The sequence below is a fragment of the Nocardia cyriacigeorgica NBRC 100375 genome (assembly GCF_000308555.1).
Lineage (GTDB): Bacteria > Actinomycetota > Actinomycetes > Mycobacteriales > Mycobacteriaceae > Nocardia > Nocardia cyriacigeorgica.
Genome location: NZ_BAFY01000045.1, coordinates 1 through 14,006, shown reverse-complemented (window position 1 = coordinate 14,006; position 14,006 = coordinate 1). Strand labels below are relative to the sequence as shown.

The 14,006-nt window shown below is 66.5% G+C and carries 20 protein-coding genes; 4 read left to right on the top strand and 16 right to left on the bottom strand.

Annotated features, from left to right (window positions below; genetic code table 11):
* Positions 1-4: 4 nt before the first annotated feature.
* Both RJ05_RS04075 and RJ05_RS04070 read right to left on the bottom strand, forming a co-directional pair.
* On the bottom strand, positions 5-514 hold the full coding sequence (locus RJ05_RS04075) for a YbaB/EbfC family nucleoid-associated protein (RefSeq protein ID WP_036533262.1): 510 nt from the start codon (positions 512-514) through the stop codon (positions 5-7).
* A gap of 19 nt (positions 515-533) precedes the next feature.
* Complete coding sequence (locus RJ05_RS04070) at positions 534-851, bottom strand: hypothetical protein (protein WP_036533260.1); 318 nt, start codon at positions 849-851, stop codon at positions 534-536.
* A 162-nt stretch (positions 852-1,013) separates the two neighbouring features.
* Between RJ05_RS04070 and dtd the strand changes: the two genes are divergently transcribed.
* Positions 1,014-1,457, top strand: coding sequence for a D-aminoacyl-tRNA deacylase (gene dtd / locus RJ05_RS04065; protein ID WP_036533273.1), 444 nt, complete (start codon positions 1,014-1,016; stop codon positions 1,455-1,457).
* 66 nt (positions 1,458-1,523) lie between these two features.
* On the opposite strand, the gene map is transcribed toward dtd, so the two are convergent.
* The 9 genes from map to rpsH all read right to left on the bottom strand — a co-directional run bounded on the left by map (position 1,524) and on the right by rpsH (position 7,069).
* Positions 1,524-2,324, bottom strand: a complete 801-nt coding sequence (gene map / locus RJ05_RS04060) for a type I methionyl aminopeptidase (RefSeq protein WP_036533257.1) — start codon at positions 2,322-2,324, stop codon at positions 1,524-1,526.
* A 32-nt stretch (positions 2,325-2,356) separates the two neighbouring features.
* On the bottom strand, positions 2,357-2,902 hold the full coding sequence (locus RJ05_RS04055) for an adenylate kinase (protein ID WP_036533254.1): 546 nt from the start codon (positions 2,900-2,902) through the stop codon (positions 2,357-2,359).
* On the bottom strand, positions 2,899-4,221 hold the full coding sequence (gene secY, locus RJ05_RS04050; protein WP_036533252.1) for a preprotein translocase subunit SecY: 1,323 nt from the start codon (positions 4,219-4,221) through the stop codon (positions 2,899-2,901). Before secY ends, RJ05_RS04055 begins: the two co-directional genes overlap by 4 nt.
* Positions 4,222-4,398: 177 nt before the next feature.
* Positions 4,399-4,842 carry a 50S ribosomal protein L15 gene (rplO, locus tag RJ05_RS04045; protein ID WP_036533250.1) on the bottom strand — a complete coding sequence of 148 codons (444 nt, stop codon included), beginning with the start codon at positions 4,840-4,842 and terminating at the stop codon, positions 4,399-4,401.
* A gap of 1 nt (position 4,843) precedes the next feature.
* Entirely contained in the window at positions 4,844-5,023 is a 180-nt protein-coding gene (gene rpmD, locus RJ05_RS04040; protein ID WP_014349110.1) for a 50S ribosomal protein L30, read from the bottom strand.
* Between the two features lie 2 nt (positions 5,024-5,025).
* Positions 5,026-5,673: a 30S ribosomal protein S5 gene (rpsE, locus tag RJ05_RS04035; RefSeq protein WP_014349109.1), complete on the bottom strand. Its 648-nt coding sequence runs from the start codon at positions 5,671-5,673 to the stop codon at positions 5,026-5,028.
* 34 nt (positions 5,674-5,707) lie between these two features.
* On the bottom strand, positions 5,708-6,115 hold the full coding sequence (gene rplR / locus RJ05_RS04030) for a 50S ribosomal protein L18 (protein ID WP_036533271.1): 408 nt from the start codon (positions 6,113-6,115) through the stop codon (positions 5,708-5,710).
* A 2-nt stretch (positions 6,116-6,117) separates the two neighbouring features.
* A complete protein-coding gene (gene rplF, locus RJ05_RS04025) occupies positions 6,118-6,657 on the bottom strand; it encodes a 50S ribosomal protein L6 (protein WP_036533248.1) in 540 nt (179 codons plus the stop codon).
* A gap of 13 nt (positions 6,658-6,670) precedes the next feature.
* Positions 6,671-7,069: a 30S ribosomal protein S8 gene (gene rpsH / locus RJ05_RS04020; protein WP_014349106.1), complete on the bottom strand. Its 399-nt coding sequence runs from the start codon at positions 7,067-7,069 to the stop codon at positions 6,671-6,673.
* A 397-nt stretch (positions 7,070-7,466) separates the two neighbouring features.
* Between rpsH and RJ05_RS04015 the strand changes: the two genes are divergently transcribed.
* A complete protein-coding gene (locus RJ05_RS04015) occupies positions 7,467-7,730 on the top strand; it encodes a hypothetical protein (protein WP_036533269.1) in 264 nt (87 codons plus the stop codon).
* Between the two features lie 86 nt (positions 7,731-7,816).
* On the opposite strand, the gene RJ05_RS04010 is transcribed toward RJ05_RS04015, so the two are convergent.
* Genes RJ05_RS04010 through rplN form a run of 4 tightly spaced genes read right to left on the bottom strand, consistent with a single transcriptional unit; the run spans position 7,817 to position 9,259 of the window.
* Entirely contained in the window at positions 7,817-8,002 is a 186-nt protein-coding gene (locus RJ05_RS04010) for a type Z 30S ribosomal protein S14 (RefSeq protein WP_014349101.1), read from the bottom strand.
* 4 nt (positions 8,003-8,006) lie between these two features.
* A complete protein-coding gene (rplE, locus tag RJ05_RS04005) occupies positions 8,007-8,570 on the bottom strand; it encodes a 50S ribosomal protein L5 (protein WP_036533246.1) in 564 nt (187 codons plus the stop codon).
* A 1-nt stretch (position 8,571) separates the two neighbouring features.
* Positions 8,572-8,889, bottom strand: coding sequence for a 50S ribosomal protein L24 (gene rplX / locus RJ05_RS04000; RefSeq protein ID WP_014349099.1), 318 nt, complete (start codon positions 8,887-8,889; stop codon positions 8,572-8,574).
* Between the two features lies 1 nt (position 8,890).
* Positions 8,891-9,259 carry a 50S ribosomal protein L14 gene (gene rplN / locus RJ05_RS03995; protein ID WP_014349098.1) on the bottom strand — a complete coding sequence of 123 codons (369 nt, stop codon included), beginning with the start codon at positions 9,257-9,259 and terminating at the stop codon, positions 8,891-8,893.
* 363 nt (positions 9,260-9,622) lie between these two features.
* On the opposite strand from rplN, the gene RJ05_RS03990 reads away from it, so the two are divergent.
* Complete coding sequence (locus RJ05_RS03990) at positions 9,623-11,668, top strand: M13 family metallopeptidase (protein WP_425295166.1); 2,046 nt, start codon at positions 9,623-9,625, stop codon at positions 11,666-11,668.
* A 136-nt stretch (positions 11,669-11,804) separates the two neighbouring features.
* On the opposite strand, the gene RJ05_RS03985 is transcribed toward RJ05_RS03990, so the two are convergent.
* Positions 11,805-12,476, bottom strand: a complete 672-nt coding sequence (locus RJ05_RS03985; protein WP_036533242.1) for a TetR/AcrR family transcriptional regulator — start codon at positions 12,474-12,476, stop codon at positions 11,805-11,807.
* Between the two features lie 105 nt (positions 12,477-12,581).
* Here RJ05_RS03985 and RJ05_RS03980 point away from each other — a divergent pair, with 105 nt between their 5' ends.
* On the top strand, positions 12,582-13,976 hold the full coding sequence (locus tag RJ05_RS03980) for an MFS transporter (RefSeq protein WP_085996152.1): 1,395 nt from the start codon (positions 12,582-12,584) through the stop codon (positions 13,974-13,976).
* The last annotated feature ends 30 nt before the right edge of the window (positions 13,977-14,006 follow it).

Here is a 14,006-nt window from a genome sequence, read left to right as displayed (position 1 = left end):
CAGCTCACCAGCCGGAATCGGTGACGCCATCGCCGCCGTCCGGCTTCGGCATTTCGGCGTCGGCGAATTCCGGTGCGGCGCTGCCGTCGGCGACCGAGTCACGGCTGCGGGCTGCGGGCGCAGCGGTCGAGGCCCGCCGCGGTGTCGGCAGGTTGCCGGTCAGGTCGGGCATGCCTTCGATCAGGTCCGAAAGTTTCGGCAGCCGCGCACGCCGGTCGTCGAGCGGATTCATCAGCTGCTGGCCTTTGCGCAGTACTTCGGCATTCGCCTTCTGCGCGGCCTCGGTGACCGCGGCGGCGATCTCGGAGTAGCTCAGGTCCTCGATATTCGGCCCGAACTTCGTCTCGATGACGACGCCATCGGCATTGACCGTGACCGTCACCCGTTTACGCCGCACCGTGGCGCTGGCAGTGAGCTGTGCGCGCTCTTCCTGGATGCGGGCGATCTCCCGGAACTGTTGCCCGACCTCCTCGATCAGGCCGGCCAGCTCCGCCTTCGCGCGTTCGTTCGCCATCGGTATCAGTGGCTTTCGATCACTCGAAGCTACCCTCGTTGGCCCGCTCCATCTTTCGCAACGCGACCACCGTCTGAGCCTGACCGCTGCGGAAGTTGTTGAACGAGTTGGCCACATTTTCGATGTTGCCGGTGAGGCTTTCCCTGGCGGCAAAGTAGCCTTGCTCGCCATCGGTGAACGAGGCACCGAGTTTGTCATTGCCCCAAGGGGTTCCGTAGGAGCTGATCGATGCCTGGAGCGTATTGAGGATGCCCTGCACCTTGTCGCGAACCGCGCCGGTCTTCTCGGCGGCCCTCTGGAAATCGTCCGGATCGGCCTTGACCTTGTCGGCGCCCATGCTCGCTCCTCACCACCCGCGCGGTCGCCCGCACTCCGTCAGCTCGTCTGCGACTGTGACAGCCGATCACGAATCCCGAGTAGCGCCGAGTTGAATCGCAGGTGGCGCCGGAGTGGCACGCGGGTACCGGGCGGCGCGGACGGACCTGCCATGATGGCCCGCGTGCGAGTACTGCTGCAACGAGTGACATCCGCGCGAGTCAGCGTCGACGGTGAGGTGGTCGGCCGGATCGACCCCACCGCACACGGCGCGCCCCACGGCCTGGTGGCGCTGGTCGGCGTCACTCACGACGACACCGAGGCGACCGCCGCCGCGCTGGCGGACAAGCTGTGGCGGTTACGCGTGCTCGACGGCGAACGCAGCGCCGCCGACCTGGACGCCCCGATCCTGGTGGTCAGCCAGTTCACCCTGTACGCCGACACCAAGAAGGGCCGCCGCCCGTCCTGGTCGGCAGCCGCCCCCGGCCCCATCGCCGAACCCCTGGTCGACCACTTCGCCGACGCCCTGCGAGCTCTCGGCGCCACCGTCGCCACCGGGCGCTTCGGCGCCCATATGCACATCGAACTGGTCAACGACGGGCCGGTCACTCTCCTGTTGGAAGGGTGACACCGAGCGCACGCAACACAAACGAAGGCCCGCGCAATAGCGCGGGCCTTCGGCGAAGTTCGGATACTACTCCGGGCGCGGAGTGAGAATGCGCGGCCCGTCCTCGGTGACGGCCACCGTGTGCTCCCAGTGCGCCGCGCGGGTGCCGTCGGCGGTCACCACGGTCCAGTCGTCGTCGAGCACTTCGGTGTCGCTGGTGCCGAGGGTCAGCATCGGCTCGATGGCCAGCACCGAACCCACGACCAGCAGCGGGCCCTTGCCGGGCTCGCCTTCGTTGGGCAAGAAGGGTTCCATGTGCATCTCGCGGCCGATGGCGTGACCGCCGTAGCCGTCGACGATGCCGTAGCTGCGTCCGTGCGCCTTCTCCGCGGCCCGGGTGCCGAGCTCGATGGCGTGCGAGACGTCGGAGAGGCGGTTGTCGGGCAGCATCGCCTCGATACCGGCCTCCATCGACAGCCGGGTGGCCTCGCTCAGCAGCCGGTCGTCCTCGGAGAGTTCGCCGATGCCGAAGGTCCAGGCCGAATCGCCGTGCCAGCCGTCGAGGATGGCGCCGCAGTCGATGGACACCAGGTCGCCCTCGACGAGTATCTCCTCGGCCGACGGGATGCCGTGCACCACCCGGTCGTTGACCGAGGCGCAGATCGAGGCGGGGAAACCCTGATAGCCCTTGAACGACGGCACCGCGCCGGCGTCCCGGATGACCTGCTCGGCCACCTTGTCGAGATCGAGCGTCGAGGCGCCCGGCACCGCGGCGGCGCGCACGGCGACCAGGGCGCGACCGACGATCGCACCCGCGGCCGCCATCGCGTCCACTTCACCCGCCGTGCGGAACGGCACCACTTTCTTGCGCTTGCGGCCGAAAACCATGGCGCCTCAGTGCTCCATCGTCGAGTGGATGATCAGTGTCCCAGCGCGCGCAGCGCCCGGGCGTTGACCTCGTCGACCTCGCCGACACCGTCGACGGTGACGACCAGGCCGTCGTAGTGCTCGAGCAGCGGCTCGGTCTCCGAGCGGTACACCCGCAGCCGGTTGTCGATGATCTGCTCGTTGTCATCGCCACGACCGCGCGCCAGCATGCGCTCCTTGAGCACTTCCTCGGGCACGACGAAGCAGAGCACCGCGTCCAGCTTCTTGTCCATATCGCCGAGGATCTTCTCCAGCGCGTCGGCCTGGTCGACCGTGCGCGGGTAGCCGTCGAGCACGAAGCCGTTGGCCGCGTCCGGCTCGGCCACGCGGGCCTCGACCATCCGGTTGGTCACATCGCTGGGCACCAGATCGCCGGCGTCGATGTATTTCTGCGCCTCGCGACCCAGCGGGGTCTGCTGGCTGATGTTCGCGCGGAACAGGTCCCCCGTGGAGATGTGTGGCACACCGAGCTTTTCCGACAGCAGAACGGCTTGCGTGCCCTTGCCGGCACCCGGCGGTCCGAGCAGTACAACTCTCACTTGAGGAACCCTTCGTAATTTCGATTCATCAGTTGGCTTTCGATCTGCTTCACGGTGTCCAAACCGACGCTCACCATGATCAGCACGGCCGTGCCGCCGAACGGCAGGTTCTGCACCCCACCGGTGTTACCGATATCGAGGAACAGGTTCGGCAGAACCGCGACCGCGCCGAGGTAGATCGAGCCGGGGAGGGTGATGCGACTCAGCACGAAACTGAGATGATCGGCGGTCGGCTTACCGGGCCGGTAGCCGGGAATGAAGCCACCGAACTTCTTCATCTCGTCGGCGCGTTCCTCCGGATTGAAGGTGATCGCGACATAGAAGTAGGTGAAGAACACGATCATGCCGAAGTAGATCGCGATGTAGACCGGGTTGCTCGGATTCACCAGATACTTCTGGATGATCTCCTGCCACCAGCTGGGATCCGGATTGTTCTGCGAGCCCGTCAGCTGCGCGATCAGATTCGGCAGATACAGCAGCGAGGACGCGAAGATCACCGGGATGACGCCGGCCTGGTTCACCTTCAACGGCAGGTAGGTCGAGGAGCCGCCGTACATCTTGCGGCCGACGACGCGTTTGGCGTACTGCACCGGGATCCGGCGCTGACCCTGCTCGACGAAGATGACCGCGACGATGATCGCGAACGCGGCCACACACACCAGGCCGAACACCAGGCCACCGCGGCTGTCCAGGATGGCCTTGCCCTCGGTCGGGATGCGGGCGGCGATACCGGCGAAGATCAGCAGCGACATGCCGTTGCCGATACCGCGCTCGGTGATCTGCTCGCCGAACCACATGACCAGCGCCGCACCGGCCGTCATGACCAGCACGATGATGATCATGCCGAAGATGCTGGTGTCGGCGAGGATGTCCTGCTGGCAGCCCTGCAACAACTGTCCGCGGGCCGCGAGCGCCACCAGACCGGTGGCCTGCAGCACCGCCAACGCGATCGACAGATATCGCGTGTACTGCGTCATCTTGGTCTGGCCGGCCTGGCCTTCCTTGCGCAGTTCCTCGAACCGCGGGATGACGACCGTCAGCAGCTGGATGATGATGCTCGCGGTGATGTAGGGCATGATGCCGATCGCGAAGACCGACAACTGCAGCAGCGCACCACCGGAGAACAGGTTGATCAGCTGGTAGATACCAGCGTTCTCACCGCCGGAGACCAGGTCGACGCACTCTTGGACCGCCCGATAATCGACACCGGGCGACGGCAACGCGGCACCGGCACGGTACAGCGCGACCAACCCCAGCGTGAAGAGAATCTTCCGCCGTAAGTCCGGAGTCCGGAAGGCCGATACGAAGGCGGAAAGCACAGATCCTCCTGGCGAACGACATGGTCATGCCATGGAATTTTCAGCGGTGGTCCGGAATCAGAAACCCCGGTCCCTCGACGCCGACCCCATGACGAGTCTTGGCAGACAACACTTGAACTCTAACAGTGGCACCGGACGAGTTCTCACTCGTCCGGTGCCGCTGTGGAATTCCTAACGTCAGCCCAGCTCGGTGACGGTGCCACCGGCCGCGGTGATCTTCTCCTTGGCGGAGCCGGAGAACTTGTCCGCGCTGATCTGGACCGCGACGGAGATCTCTCCCTCGCCGAGAACCTTGACCAACTGGTTCTTGCGGACCGCACCGGCGGCGACGAGCTCGTCCTTGCCGATCTGGCCACCCTGCGGGAACAGCTCGGCGATCGCGCCGACGTTCACGACCTGGTATTCGGTCCGGAACGGGTTGGTGAAGCCCTTGAGCTTGGGCAGCCGCATGTGGATCGGCATCTGCCCGCCCTCGAAGGCGGCCGGGACGTTCTTGCGAGCCTTGGTGCCCTTGGTACCGCGGCCCGCGGTCTTGCCCTTGGAGCCTTCACCGCGACCCACACGGGTCTTCTCGGTCTTGGCGCCGGGGGCAGGACGCAGGTGATGCAACTTGATGGTCATGTCAGACCTCCTCAACTGTTACGAGGTGGCGCACGACGTTGATCAGCCCACGGTTCTGGGCGTTGTCCTCACGGACCACCGACTTGCGGATTCCCCGCAGACCGAGGGTGCGCAGGCTGTCCCGCTGATTCTGCTTGGCGCCGATCGAACTCTTGATCTGGGTCACCTTGAGATCTGCCATGGTCAGACTCCTTGTCCGGCACGGGCACGCAGCATGCCCGCGGGAGCGACGTCCTCGAGCGGCAGACCACGACGGGCCGCGACCTCTTCGGGACGCTGCAGCTGCTTGAGCGCGGCAACGGTCGCGTGCACGACGTTGATCGCGTTGTCGCTACCGAGCGACTTGGCCAGGATGTCGTGGATGCCCGCGCACTCCAGCACGGCGCGCGCGGCGCCACCGGCGATCACACCGGTACCCGGGGAAGCCGGACGCAGCATGACCACACCGGCCGCCGCCTCGCCCTGCACCGGGTGAGTGATGGTGGAGCCGATCATCGGGACGCGGAAGAAGCCCTTGCGCGCTTCCTCGACACCCTTCTGGATGGCCGCGGGAACTTCCTTGGCCTTGCCGTAACCGACACCGACCAGGCCGTTGCCGTCACCGACGATGACCAGGGCGGTGAAGCTGAAGCGACGACCACCCTTCACGACCTTCGACACGCGGTTGATCGCGACGACGCGCTCGAGCTGGTTCTTCTCGGCGGCCTGGTCGCGGCGGTCACCGCCACCGCGACGGTCGCCACCACGGCGGTTGTCGCGGCCGCCCTCGGGGGCGCTTCCGTTCTGTCCGGCGGGTCCGTTTCCGCCGTCACGCCTCTGACGTCCCGGCATCAGACGTTCCTTCCGTTCGCAATCTTGATCATCATCAGAACTTCAACCCACCTTCGCGAGCGGCATCGGCCAGCGCGGCGATGCGGCCGTGGTAGTCGTGACCACCACGGTCGAACACGACGGCCTCGACACCGGCAGCCTTGGCACGCTCGGCGATCAGCTCGCCGACCTTCTTGCCCTTGGCGGTCTTGTCGCCGTCGATCGCGCGCACATCGGCCTCGATGCTGGAGGCCGCGGCGATGGTCTTGCCGAGCGAGTCGTCGACCAGCTGGGCGTGCAGGTGCCGCGAGGAGCGGTGCACGACCAGACGCGGACGCTCGGTGGTGCCGGCGACCTTCTTGCGCAGGCGGAAGTGGCGACGGGTCTTCGACAGCCGACGCCGAGTGGAAGCATCCTTGCCCAGCGGAATGCGCTTGGCCTTCTGATTCTCGGTTTGCGCCATGATCACTTACCCGTCTTTCCGACCTTGCGGCGAACGTTCTCGCCGGCGTAGCGGATGCCCTTGCCCTTGTAGGGCTCCGGCTTCCGGTACTTGCGGATGTTGGCGGCGACCTCGCCGACCAGCTGCTTATCGATACCGGCCACCGAGAACTTGGTGGGCGATTCCACCGCGAAGGTGATGCCCTGCGGGGGCTCGGCAACGACCGGGTGGCTGAAGCCGAGGGCGAATTCGAGGTTCTGGCCCTTGAGCGCAACGCGGTAACCGACGCCTGCGATCTCGAGCTTCTTCTCGTAGCCCTTGGTGACGCCTTCGATCATGTTGGCGACCAGGGTGCGGGTCAGGCCGTGCAGGGCACGGCTGCGGCGCTCGTCGTCGGGACGGGCGACCTGGAGCTGACCGTCGTCACCCTTGGTGACGGTGATCGGCTCGGACACCGTCAGCGACAGCTGGCCCTTGGGGCCCTTCACCGCGACATCCTGACCGTTGATGGTGACTTCGACGCCGGAGGGGATGGCGATGGGCTGCTTACCAATACGCGACATGTCTCTACCTCCCTTACCAGACGTAGGCGAGGACTTCGCCGCCCACGCCGGCTTTGGCTGCCTGACGGTCGGTCAGGAGGCCGGTGGACGTGGAGATGATCGCCACGCCGAGGCCGCCGAGGACCTTGGGCAGGTTGGTGGACTTCGCGTACACACGCAGACCCGGCTTCGAGACGCGGCGCAGGCCCTGCAGGCTGCGCTCACGGCTGGGGCCGTACTTCAGATCGACGACGAGGTTCTTGCCAACGGCGGCGTCTTCGGTGCGGTAATCGGCGATGTAACCCTCGCGCTTCAGGATCTCGGCGATGTTCGCCTTGAGCTTGGAGTGCGGAGCCTTCACCTGATCGTGGTACGCCGAGTTGGCGTTGCGCAGACGTGTCAGGAAGTCTGCGATCGGATCAGTCATGGTCATAGTTCGACCTCGACACCTTTCTCGCTGCGGTTCCCATACAGCACCCGCACCCTGATCAGGACACGGATCGTGGGCCTACAGCAATTCGGCTGGTCCGGTCGACCCTTGCCGACCGGATGAGTTCGCATCGCCCGGACCACCCACACGCAGACCGCATGCGGGCACAGAGGTGGCCAGGCAACCGGTCTAGTGTAGATGGAGGCCTGGTCAGGACCAAATCGGGGGGTGTACGGCGGCCAGGCCGGTCCCCGCTATGTGTGATCGCATCGGAATCACGTTTCCGGCGCCACGGGCCGGTCAACAAGTGAGTGGTGCGCGGACCGGGCCGGGTGTAGGGCCGCGCGCCGCTCTCAGGAACCCGGCATCACAACGCGCGTAGCGCATGAGGAGGGATCAGGTGCGTTCCATCAAAGCCGGTATCGCCGCTGTGGCACTGGCGGCGGCGACGGTCGCCGTGGCGGGGCCGGCGCAGGCCGACGAGCCGTTGCCGGGTGCGCCCGAAGAGCGGATCACCGTCGACATCAACCTGCTGGGTTGCTCCATCGGCGCCGGGCTCGGCGTGGACCTGCTGCTGGCGCTGACCACCGGACAGGGGTCGAGCACGACCATCGGGTCGGGTCTGGCGACGCGATTGAAGATGGCGGGCTGCCTGCCCTGGTGATGTCGCGATAACGAACGAGGGCACGGACTCTTCGGAGTCCGTGCCCTCGTTCAGTTTTCGCCTAGGCGGATGCGCTCAGCGCGAGCTCACCAGGAGCTCTTGTGCACGCCGGGCAGCTCGCCGCGGTGCGCCATTTCGCGCAGGCACACGCGGCACAGGCCGAACTTGCGGTAGACCGCGTGCGGGCGGCCGCAGCGCTGGCAGCGGGTGTAGGCCCGGACGGCGAACTTCGGCTTGCGGTTGGCCTTGTTGACCAGAGCTTTCTTAGCCATGTGCTCAGTTCTCCTTGAACGGGAAGCCGAGGTGCTTGAGCAGGGCACGGCCTTCTTCGTTGTTGGTCGCAGTGGTCACGACGGTGATGTCCATACCGCGCGGGCGGTCGATGGAGTCCACATCGATCTCGTGGAACATCGACTGCTCGCTCAGACCGAAGGTGTAGTTGCCGTTGCCGTCGAACTGCTTCGGCGACAGACCACGGAAGTCGCGGATACGCGGCAGCGCGATGGAGACCAGGCGGTCCAGGAACTCCCACATCCGGTCGCCACGCAGAGTGACCTTGGCGCCGATCGGCATGCCCTCACGCAGCTTGAACTGCGCGATGGACTTGGTCGCCTTGCGGATCTCCGGCTTCTGGCCGGTGATCAGGGCCAGGTCGTTGACGGCGCCGTTGATGAGCTTGGCGTCGCGCGCGGCGTCACCGACACCCATGTTCACGACGACCTTCACCACGCCCGGGATCTGCATCACGTTGGCGTAGTTGAATTCCTTGTTCAGCGCGTCCTTGATTTCCTCGCGGTAGCGCTGCTTCAGCCGAGGCTGCACGTTTTCAGTCGTGGTCATGTCAGATGTCCTTCCCGTTGTTACGGGAGATCCGAACCCGCTTGCCGGTCTCTTCGTCGGTCCGGTAGCCGACGCGGGTCGGCTTGCCATCGGAGTCGACGACCATCACGTTGGACACGTGGATCGGGGCTTCCTGGGTCACGATGCCGCCCGAGGAGGCGCCGCGCTGGTTGGCGGAGTTCGCGACGTGCTTCTTGATCCGGTTCACGCCCTCGACGAGGACTTTGTTGGTCGCCGGGTAGGCCTGGATGACCTTGCCCTTGGCGCCCTTGTCCTTACCCGAGATGACGAGCACGGTGTCGCCCTTGTGCACCTTCATGTCAGAGCACCTCCGGAGCCAGCGAGACGATCTTCATGAACTTCTTGTCGCGCAGCTCGCGGCCGACCGGGCCGAAGATGCGGGTGCCGCGCGGATCGTTGTCCGCCTTGATGAGCACGGCGGCGTTCTCGTCGAAACGGATGTAGGAACCATCCGGACGACGGCGCTCCTTGGTGGTGCGCACGACGACGGCCTTGACGACGTCACCCCGCTTGACGTTGCCGCCGGGGATGGCGTCCTTCACGGTGGCGACGATGACATCGCCGATACCGGCATAGCGACGCGACGAACCACCGAGAACGCGGATGCAAAGGATTTCCTTCGCGCCCGTGTTGTCGGCGACGCGCAGTCGCGACTCCTGCTGAATCACTTCAGCCTCCTTGACCTGGACGTAAAAGCACGCCGGATTTCCGACCCGACGGGCATGGTCGCGTTGCCACCCGAACGCGCGCCTGCCAGCGGTTTTCTTCGATCCTGACGGACCGACCACTGGGGGTTCGCGGCCGGATTGCGGGCACAGCTGCCGCAGGCAACCGGTCTAGTGTAGGTGAACGCCCAGGTCACTCCCAAATCGGGGGTCCGGCCTCCGCCACCGCCGGTTCAGCGGCCCCGATCCGCCCAGCCGGCGTCGACCGGGCCAACCGAGCTCCGCGCCGGTAGCCTCGTGCGGGCCGGCTCACATCGGTGACGAGCAGAGCCCGCGCGCATTGTCTGATCGGGGAGAGGAAGCTTTGTGACATCGTCGGGTCGTCCGTTCATGTTGGACCGCCGCGCGTTCTTGGTCGCCATGGGGGTGGTGCCTGCGGCGGCGCTGCTGGCGTCCTGCTCGGAGGACGAGGCCGCCCAGCCGTTGAAGCAGGTCGATATGACCGGCTCCGATCCGGCGATCCGGCCGCAGGACGATCTGTACCGGCACGTCAACGGCAAGTGGCTGCGCGAGTACCAGCTGCCGCCGGACAAGGTCGCCTACGGCGCGATCAGCGAGGCCAACGACCGCACCGAACAGCAGTTGCGCGAGATCATCGAGTCGATTTCCGATCCGGAGCCGGGTTCGGAGGCCCAGCAGATCCGCGACCTGTACGACGCCAGGATGAACCTGGACGAGATCGAGCGGCTCGGGCTCACCCCACTGGAGCCGATGTTCGCCGATATCGACGGCGCGCAGACCAAGGCCGAGCTGGCCGCGGTGATGGGCGCGCTGCCGATCGGCGGGCTGATCGGGCTCGGCATCAGCATCGACCGGAAGAATTCCGACGCCTACATCCCCTCGATCGGCCAGTCCGGTCTCGGGTTGAGCGAGCAGTACTACCGCAAGCCCGAGTACGCCGAGCAGCTGGCCGGATACCGGACCTTCAACGAGCGCCTGGCCGCGGCGGCCGGGCTGTCCGACCCCGCCGGCCTGGCCCAGCGCAATCTCGACCTGGAGACCAGGATCGCCGCGGGCCACTGGGACAATGTGCGCAACCGCGACACCGACGCCACCTACAACCGGATGAGCTGGGATGCCACCAAGGCGCTCGCTCCGGACTACGACTGGGATCCGTGGCTGGAGTCGTCCACCTTGGGGCGCCCGAAGGAACACTTCGCCGAGATCGTGGTGAACCAGCCGTCCTTCGTCACCGAGGCGGGCAAGATCTGGGCCGAGACCGATATCGCGATGTGGCGCGACTATCTGAAGCTCATCCTGCTGCGTCAATACGCGCGGTTCCTGCCCACGCCGTTCGCCGACGCCAATTTCGATTTCAACGGCCGGCTGATGGCCGGGCTGCAGCAGCGGCCCGAACTGTGGAAGTCCGCGGTGGGCACGGTGGATTCGAACCTGGGCGAACAGCTCGGAAAGCTGTACGTGGACAAGCATTTCCCGCCGGAGGCCAAAGAGCGCGCCATGGAGATGGTCGACGACCTGTTCGCCGCCTACCGGGAGAATTTCACCAACTCCACCTGGATGTCGCCGGAGACCAGGAAGGCGTCGATCGAGAAGCTGGACAAGATCAAGACCAAGATCGGCTATCCGGACAAGTGGGTGGACTATTCCGGGCTGAAGATCACCAGGGGCAAACTCATCGAATCCCTGCGCGCGGTCAACGATTTCGAGGTCAAACGCGCGCTCGACCGGCTCGGCACCAAGGTCGACGATTCCGAATGGGCGATGTCGCCGCAGACGGTGAACGCCTACTACATGGCCTCAACCAATGAGATCGCCTTCCCCGCCGCGTATTTGCAGCCGCCGTTCTTCGACAAGGACGCCGAGGCCGCGGTGAACTACGGCGCGGTCGGTGCGACCATCGGCCACGAGATCGGTCACGGCTTCGACGATCAGGGCTCCAAGTTCGACGGTGACGGCAACCGCCGCGATTGGTGGACCGAGGCCGACCGCGCCGCCTTCGACGCCAAGACCAAGCAGCTGATCGAGCAGTACAACGTGCTCGTCCCCGAGGGCCTCGATCCCGAACAGCACGTCAACGGCGAACTCACCGTCGGCGAGAACTTGGCCGATCTGCGCGGTCTGCTGATCGCGCTGGCGGCCTACCGGATCGCCGAAAAGCGCCGTGGCGTCGACAATCCCGACTATCGCTCGATGTTCCTGTCGTGGGCGCGCGGCTGGCGCGACAAGCAGACCCGTGAGGTCACCGAGCGGCTGCTGGCCACCGATACCCACTCCCCGAACGAATTCCGCTGCAATCAGGTGGTGCGCAATCTCGAGGAGTTCTACACGACGTTCGGGGTGAAGGAGGGCGACAAGCTGTTCCTGCCCAAGGAGCAGCGCGTCAGCTTGTGAGGCCCGAGGCTCGACGTCCGTGCCGCATCTCCCGGGCCTGGACGCACGGGTACCGGTACAGCTGGACGAGACGGGGCGCGGCGCATCCGGCCGGTCCGTGCTTCCTCGCCCTGACTCGTGCTGCGCGGGTAGGAGTTCAGCGCGCGCGTTTGTCCGACAGCAGCCCGTCGACCAGCGCGTCCAGCCCCTGCGCGTAGGTGTCCTCGGCGGCCGCCACCAGGAAGCGGGGGCCGATCGCGGCCAAGCGCGGTAATGCCTGCGGGTCGAGGTCGGCGAAGATCTGCTCGCGATAGGTCGGCCGGTCTTCGGCGGCTCGCGCGGCCGAGCGGCTCCGGATGATGATCTCGCCGGCGGTGTAGTGCCAGATGATCCGGTAGGCGTGCACCGCTCGGTCGGCGGGCAGACCACAATCCATGGCGCCCGCGACGATGCTCTCGGCGAACCACAGTGCGGAGACGCCGAGCAGATCGTCGGCGGTGATGACTTCCACGATCCAGGGCCGTGCCGAGAGCACCTCGTGCATCGCGGTCGCCGCCACGATGATCCGCTCGCGGGGATCGTCGGGCAGTGGCGGCCACTGCACACGGTCGGCGTAATCGTTGAGCAGCAGCCGGAGCAGGTCTTCCTTGTCGCGCACGTGATGGTAGAGCGCCATGGCGGTGCAGCCGAGTTCGGTGGCCAGCCTGCGCATCGTCAGCTTCTCGACGCCGTCGGTGTCGATGATCGCGGTGGCGGCCGCGACGATGTCGTCCCGGGAGATCTTGGGCGGACGGCCGGTGCGGGCGGGCGGTGACGACGGCTTCGGCATAGCCCCATCCTGACCTATCCCCGGGCGTTGGTGTGGACAGGCACTGCCCCATGCGGTTAGTTTTTATACGCGTATAAAAACAGTCTCGGGTGGCCCGGCGCCGCCTTGACCGCGGTCGCGGTCGCACAGTTCATGGTTGCCCTGGACATGGCGGTGATGAATGTCGCGCTGCCCTCGATCCGCACCGATCTCGGATTCGCGCCGCTGGATCTGTCCTGGGTGGTGCACATCTACGCGCTCACCTTCGGCGGGTTCCTGCTCCTCGGCGGCAAGTCCTGCGATCTGTTCGGGCGGCGGCGGATCTTCACCGGCGGGTTGATCGCGTTCGGGATCGCCTCGGCGGCAGGCGGATCGGCACAGGAGCCGTGGCAGTTGGTCGCGGCGCGGGCAGTGCAGGGGATCGCGGCCGCGGCGGTGGCGCCCGCCGCACTCGCCACCCTCACCACCACATTCCCGGAAGGTCGCGCCAGGTTGCGGGCCCTCGGAGTGTGGAGCGCGGTCAATGCCGCGGGCGGGGCGAGCGGCGTGCTGTTCGGCGGATTGCTCACCGAGTACGCCGATTGGCGCTGGGTGATGCTGATCAATGTGCCGATCGTCGCGGTCGCGCTGGTGGCCGTGGCGGCGGGGGTGACGCCGGATGCGCGCCGGGACGAGCGCGTACCGCTGGACTACCTCGGCGCGGTGACGGCGACCGCGGGCATCGGCTTGCTGGTAGTCGGGGTTGTGCGGACCGAGCATTACGGCTGGCTGTCGCCCGTCACCGGGCTCACGCTCGCGGCGGGAGCGGTGCTGTTCGGCGGATTCCTGCTCGTCGAGCGGCGCGCGGTGGCGCCGCTGGTGCGGCTGGAGTTGTTCGGCAACCGCTGGGTGAGCGGCGCGAATATCTTCGTATTCCTCGCCGCGGCAGGGCAGTTCGCGACTTTCTTTCTGATGTCGCTGTACATGCAGCAGGTGCTGGGCCTGAGCGCGGGCGCGACCGGCATCGCCTTCGTGCCGTTCTCGGTGACCGTCATCGCGGGCACGGTGCTGGTCACGAAATCCAGGCGTTCGCCGCGATTCTGGCTGATCGTCGGCGGGCTGGTCACCGCGGTGGGTTTCCTCTGGTTCGCCCAGATCAGCCCGGACGGCAGCGTGGTCGCCGATGTACTCGGACCCTCGATCATCTCGGGGTTCGGGATGGGGCTGTGTCTGGCGCCGGTGGCCACCGCGGCGACGATCGGCGTCACCGGTCGTGAAGCGGGCATGGCGTCCGGGGTGTTCAACAGTTCCCGCCAACTCGGCGGCAGCGTCGGCGTCGCAGCCCTGGCGACCCTGGCCGCGAGCCGCACCACCGATCCGGCCGATCCCGCCGCCCTCAACAGCGGCTATGCCGTCGCACTCGGCGCCGCCGCGCTGCTGTTCCTCGTGGCCGCCGCGGTGGCCGCCCTCGTGCTCCCCGAACGCACCGAATCGGCCCCGTCCACCGACTCCGGCGACGAACTCTCGCCGGTTACCCGATGAAAGGAATCCCCATGACCATCGCACCCATCG

Coding starts and splice junctions, on each gene's coding strand:
- RJ05_RS03985 (WP_036533242.1), bottom strand. CDS start 12,476: ATGCCGAAGCCGTCGTCACCGCCCGCCCGCACCGGCCGTCCGCCCAAG.
- map (WP_036533257.1), bottom strand. CDS start 2,324: ATGGTTTTCGGCCGCAAGCGCAAGAAAGTGGTGCCGTTCCGCACGGCG.
- rplX (WP_014349099.1), bottom strand. CDS start 8,889: ATGAAGGTGCACAAGGGCGACACCGTGCTCGTCATCTCGGGTAAGGAC.
- rplR (WP_036533271.1), bottom strand. CDS start 6,115: ATGGCGCAAACCGAGAATCAGAAGGCCAAGCGCATTCCGCTGGGCAAG.
- RJ05_RS04070 (WP_036533260.1), bottom strand. CDS start 851: ATGGGCGCCGACAAGGTCAAGGCCGATCCGGACGATTTCCAGAGGGCC.
- rpsH (WP_014349106.1), bottom strand. CDS start 7,069: ATGACCATGACTGATCCGATCGCAGACTTCCTGACACGTCTGCGCAAC.
- rpsE (WP_014349109.1), bottom strand. CDS start 5,673: ATGCCGGGACGTCAGAGGCGTGACGGCGGAAACGGACCCGCCGGACAG.
- rpmD (WP_014349110.1), bottom strand. CDS start 5,023: ATGGCAGATCTCAAGGTGACCCAGATCAAGAGTTCGATCGGCGCCAAG.
- rplF (WP_036533248.1), bottom strand. CDS start 6,657: ATGTCGCGTATTGGTAAGCAGCCCATCGCCATCCCCTCCGGCGTCGAA.
- RJ05_RS04075 (WP_036533262.1), bottom strand. CDS start 514: ATGGCGAACGAACGCGCGAAGGCGGAGCTGGCCGGCCTGATCGAGGAG.
- rplE (WP_036533246.1), bottom strand. CDS start 8,570: ATGACCACGACTGAAAACGTGCAGCCTCGGCTGAAGCAGCGCTACCGC.
- rplO (WP_036533250.1), bottom strand. CDS start 4,842: ATGACCATCAAGTTGCATCACCTGCGTCCTGCCCCCGGCGCCAAGACC.
- RJ05_RS04010 (WP_014349101.1), bottom strand. CDS start 8,002: ATGGCTAAGAAAGCTCTGGTCAACAAGGCCAACCGCAAGCCGAAGTTC.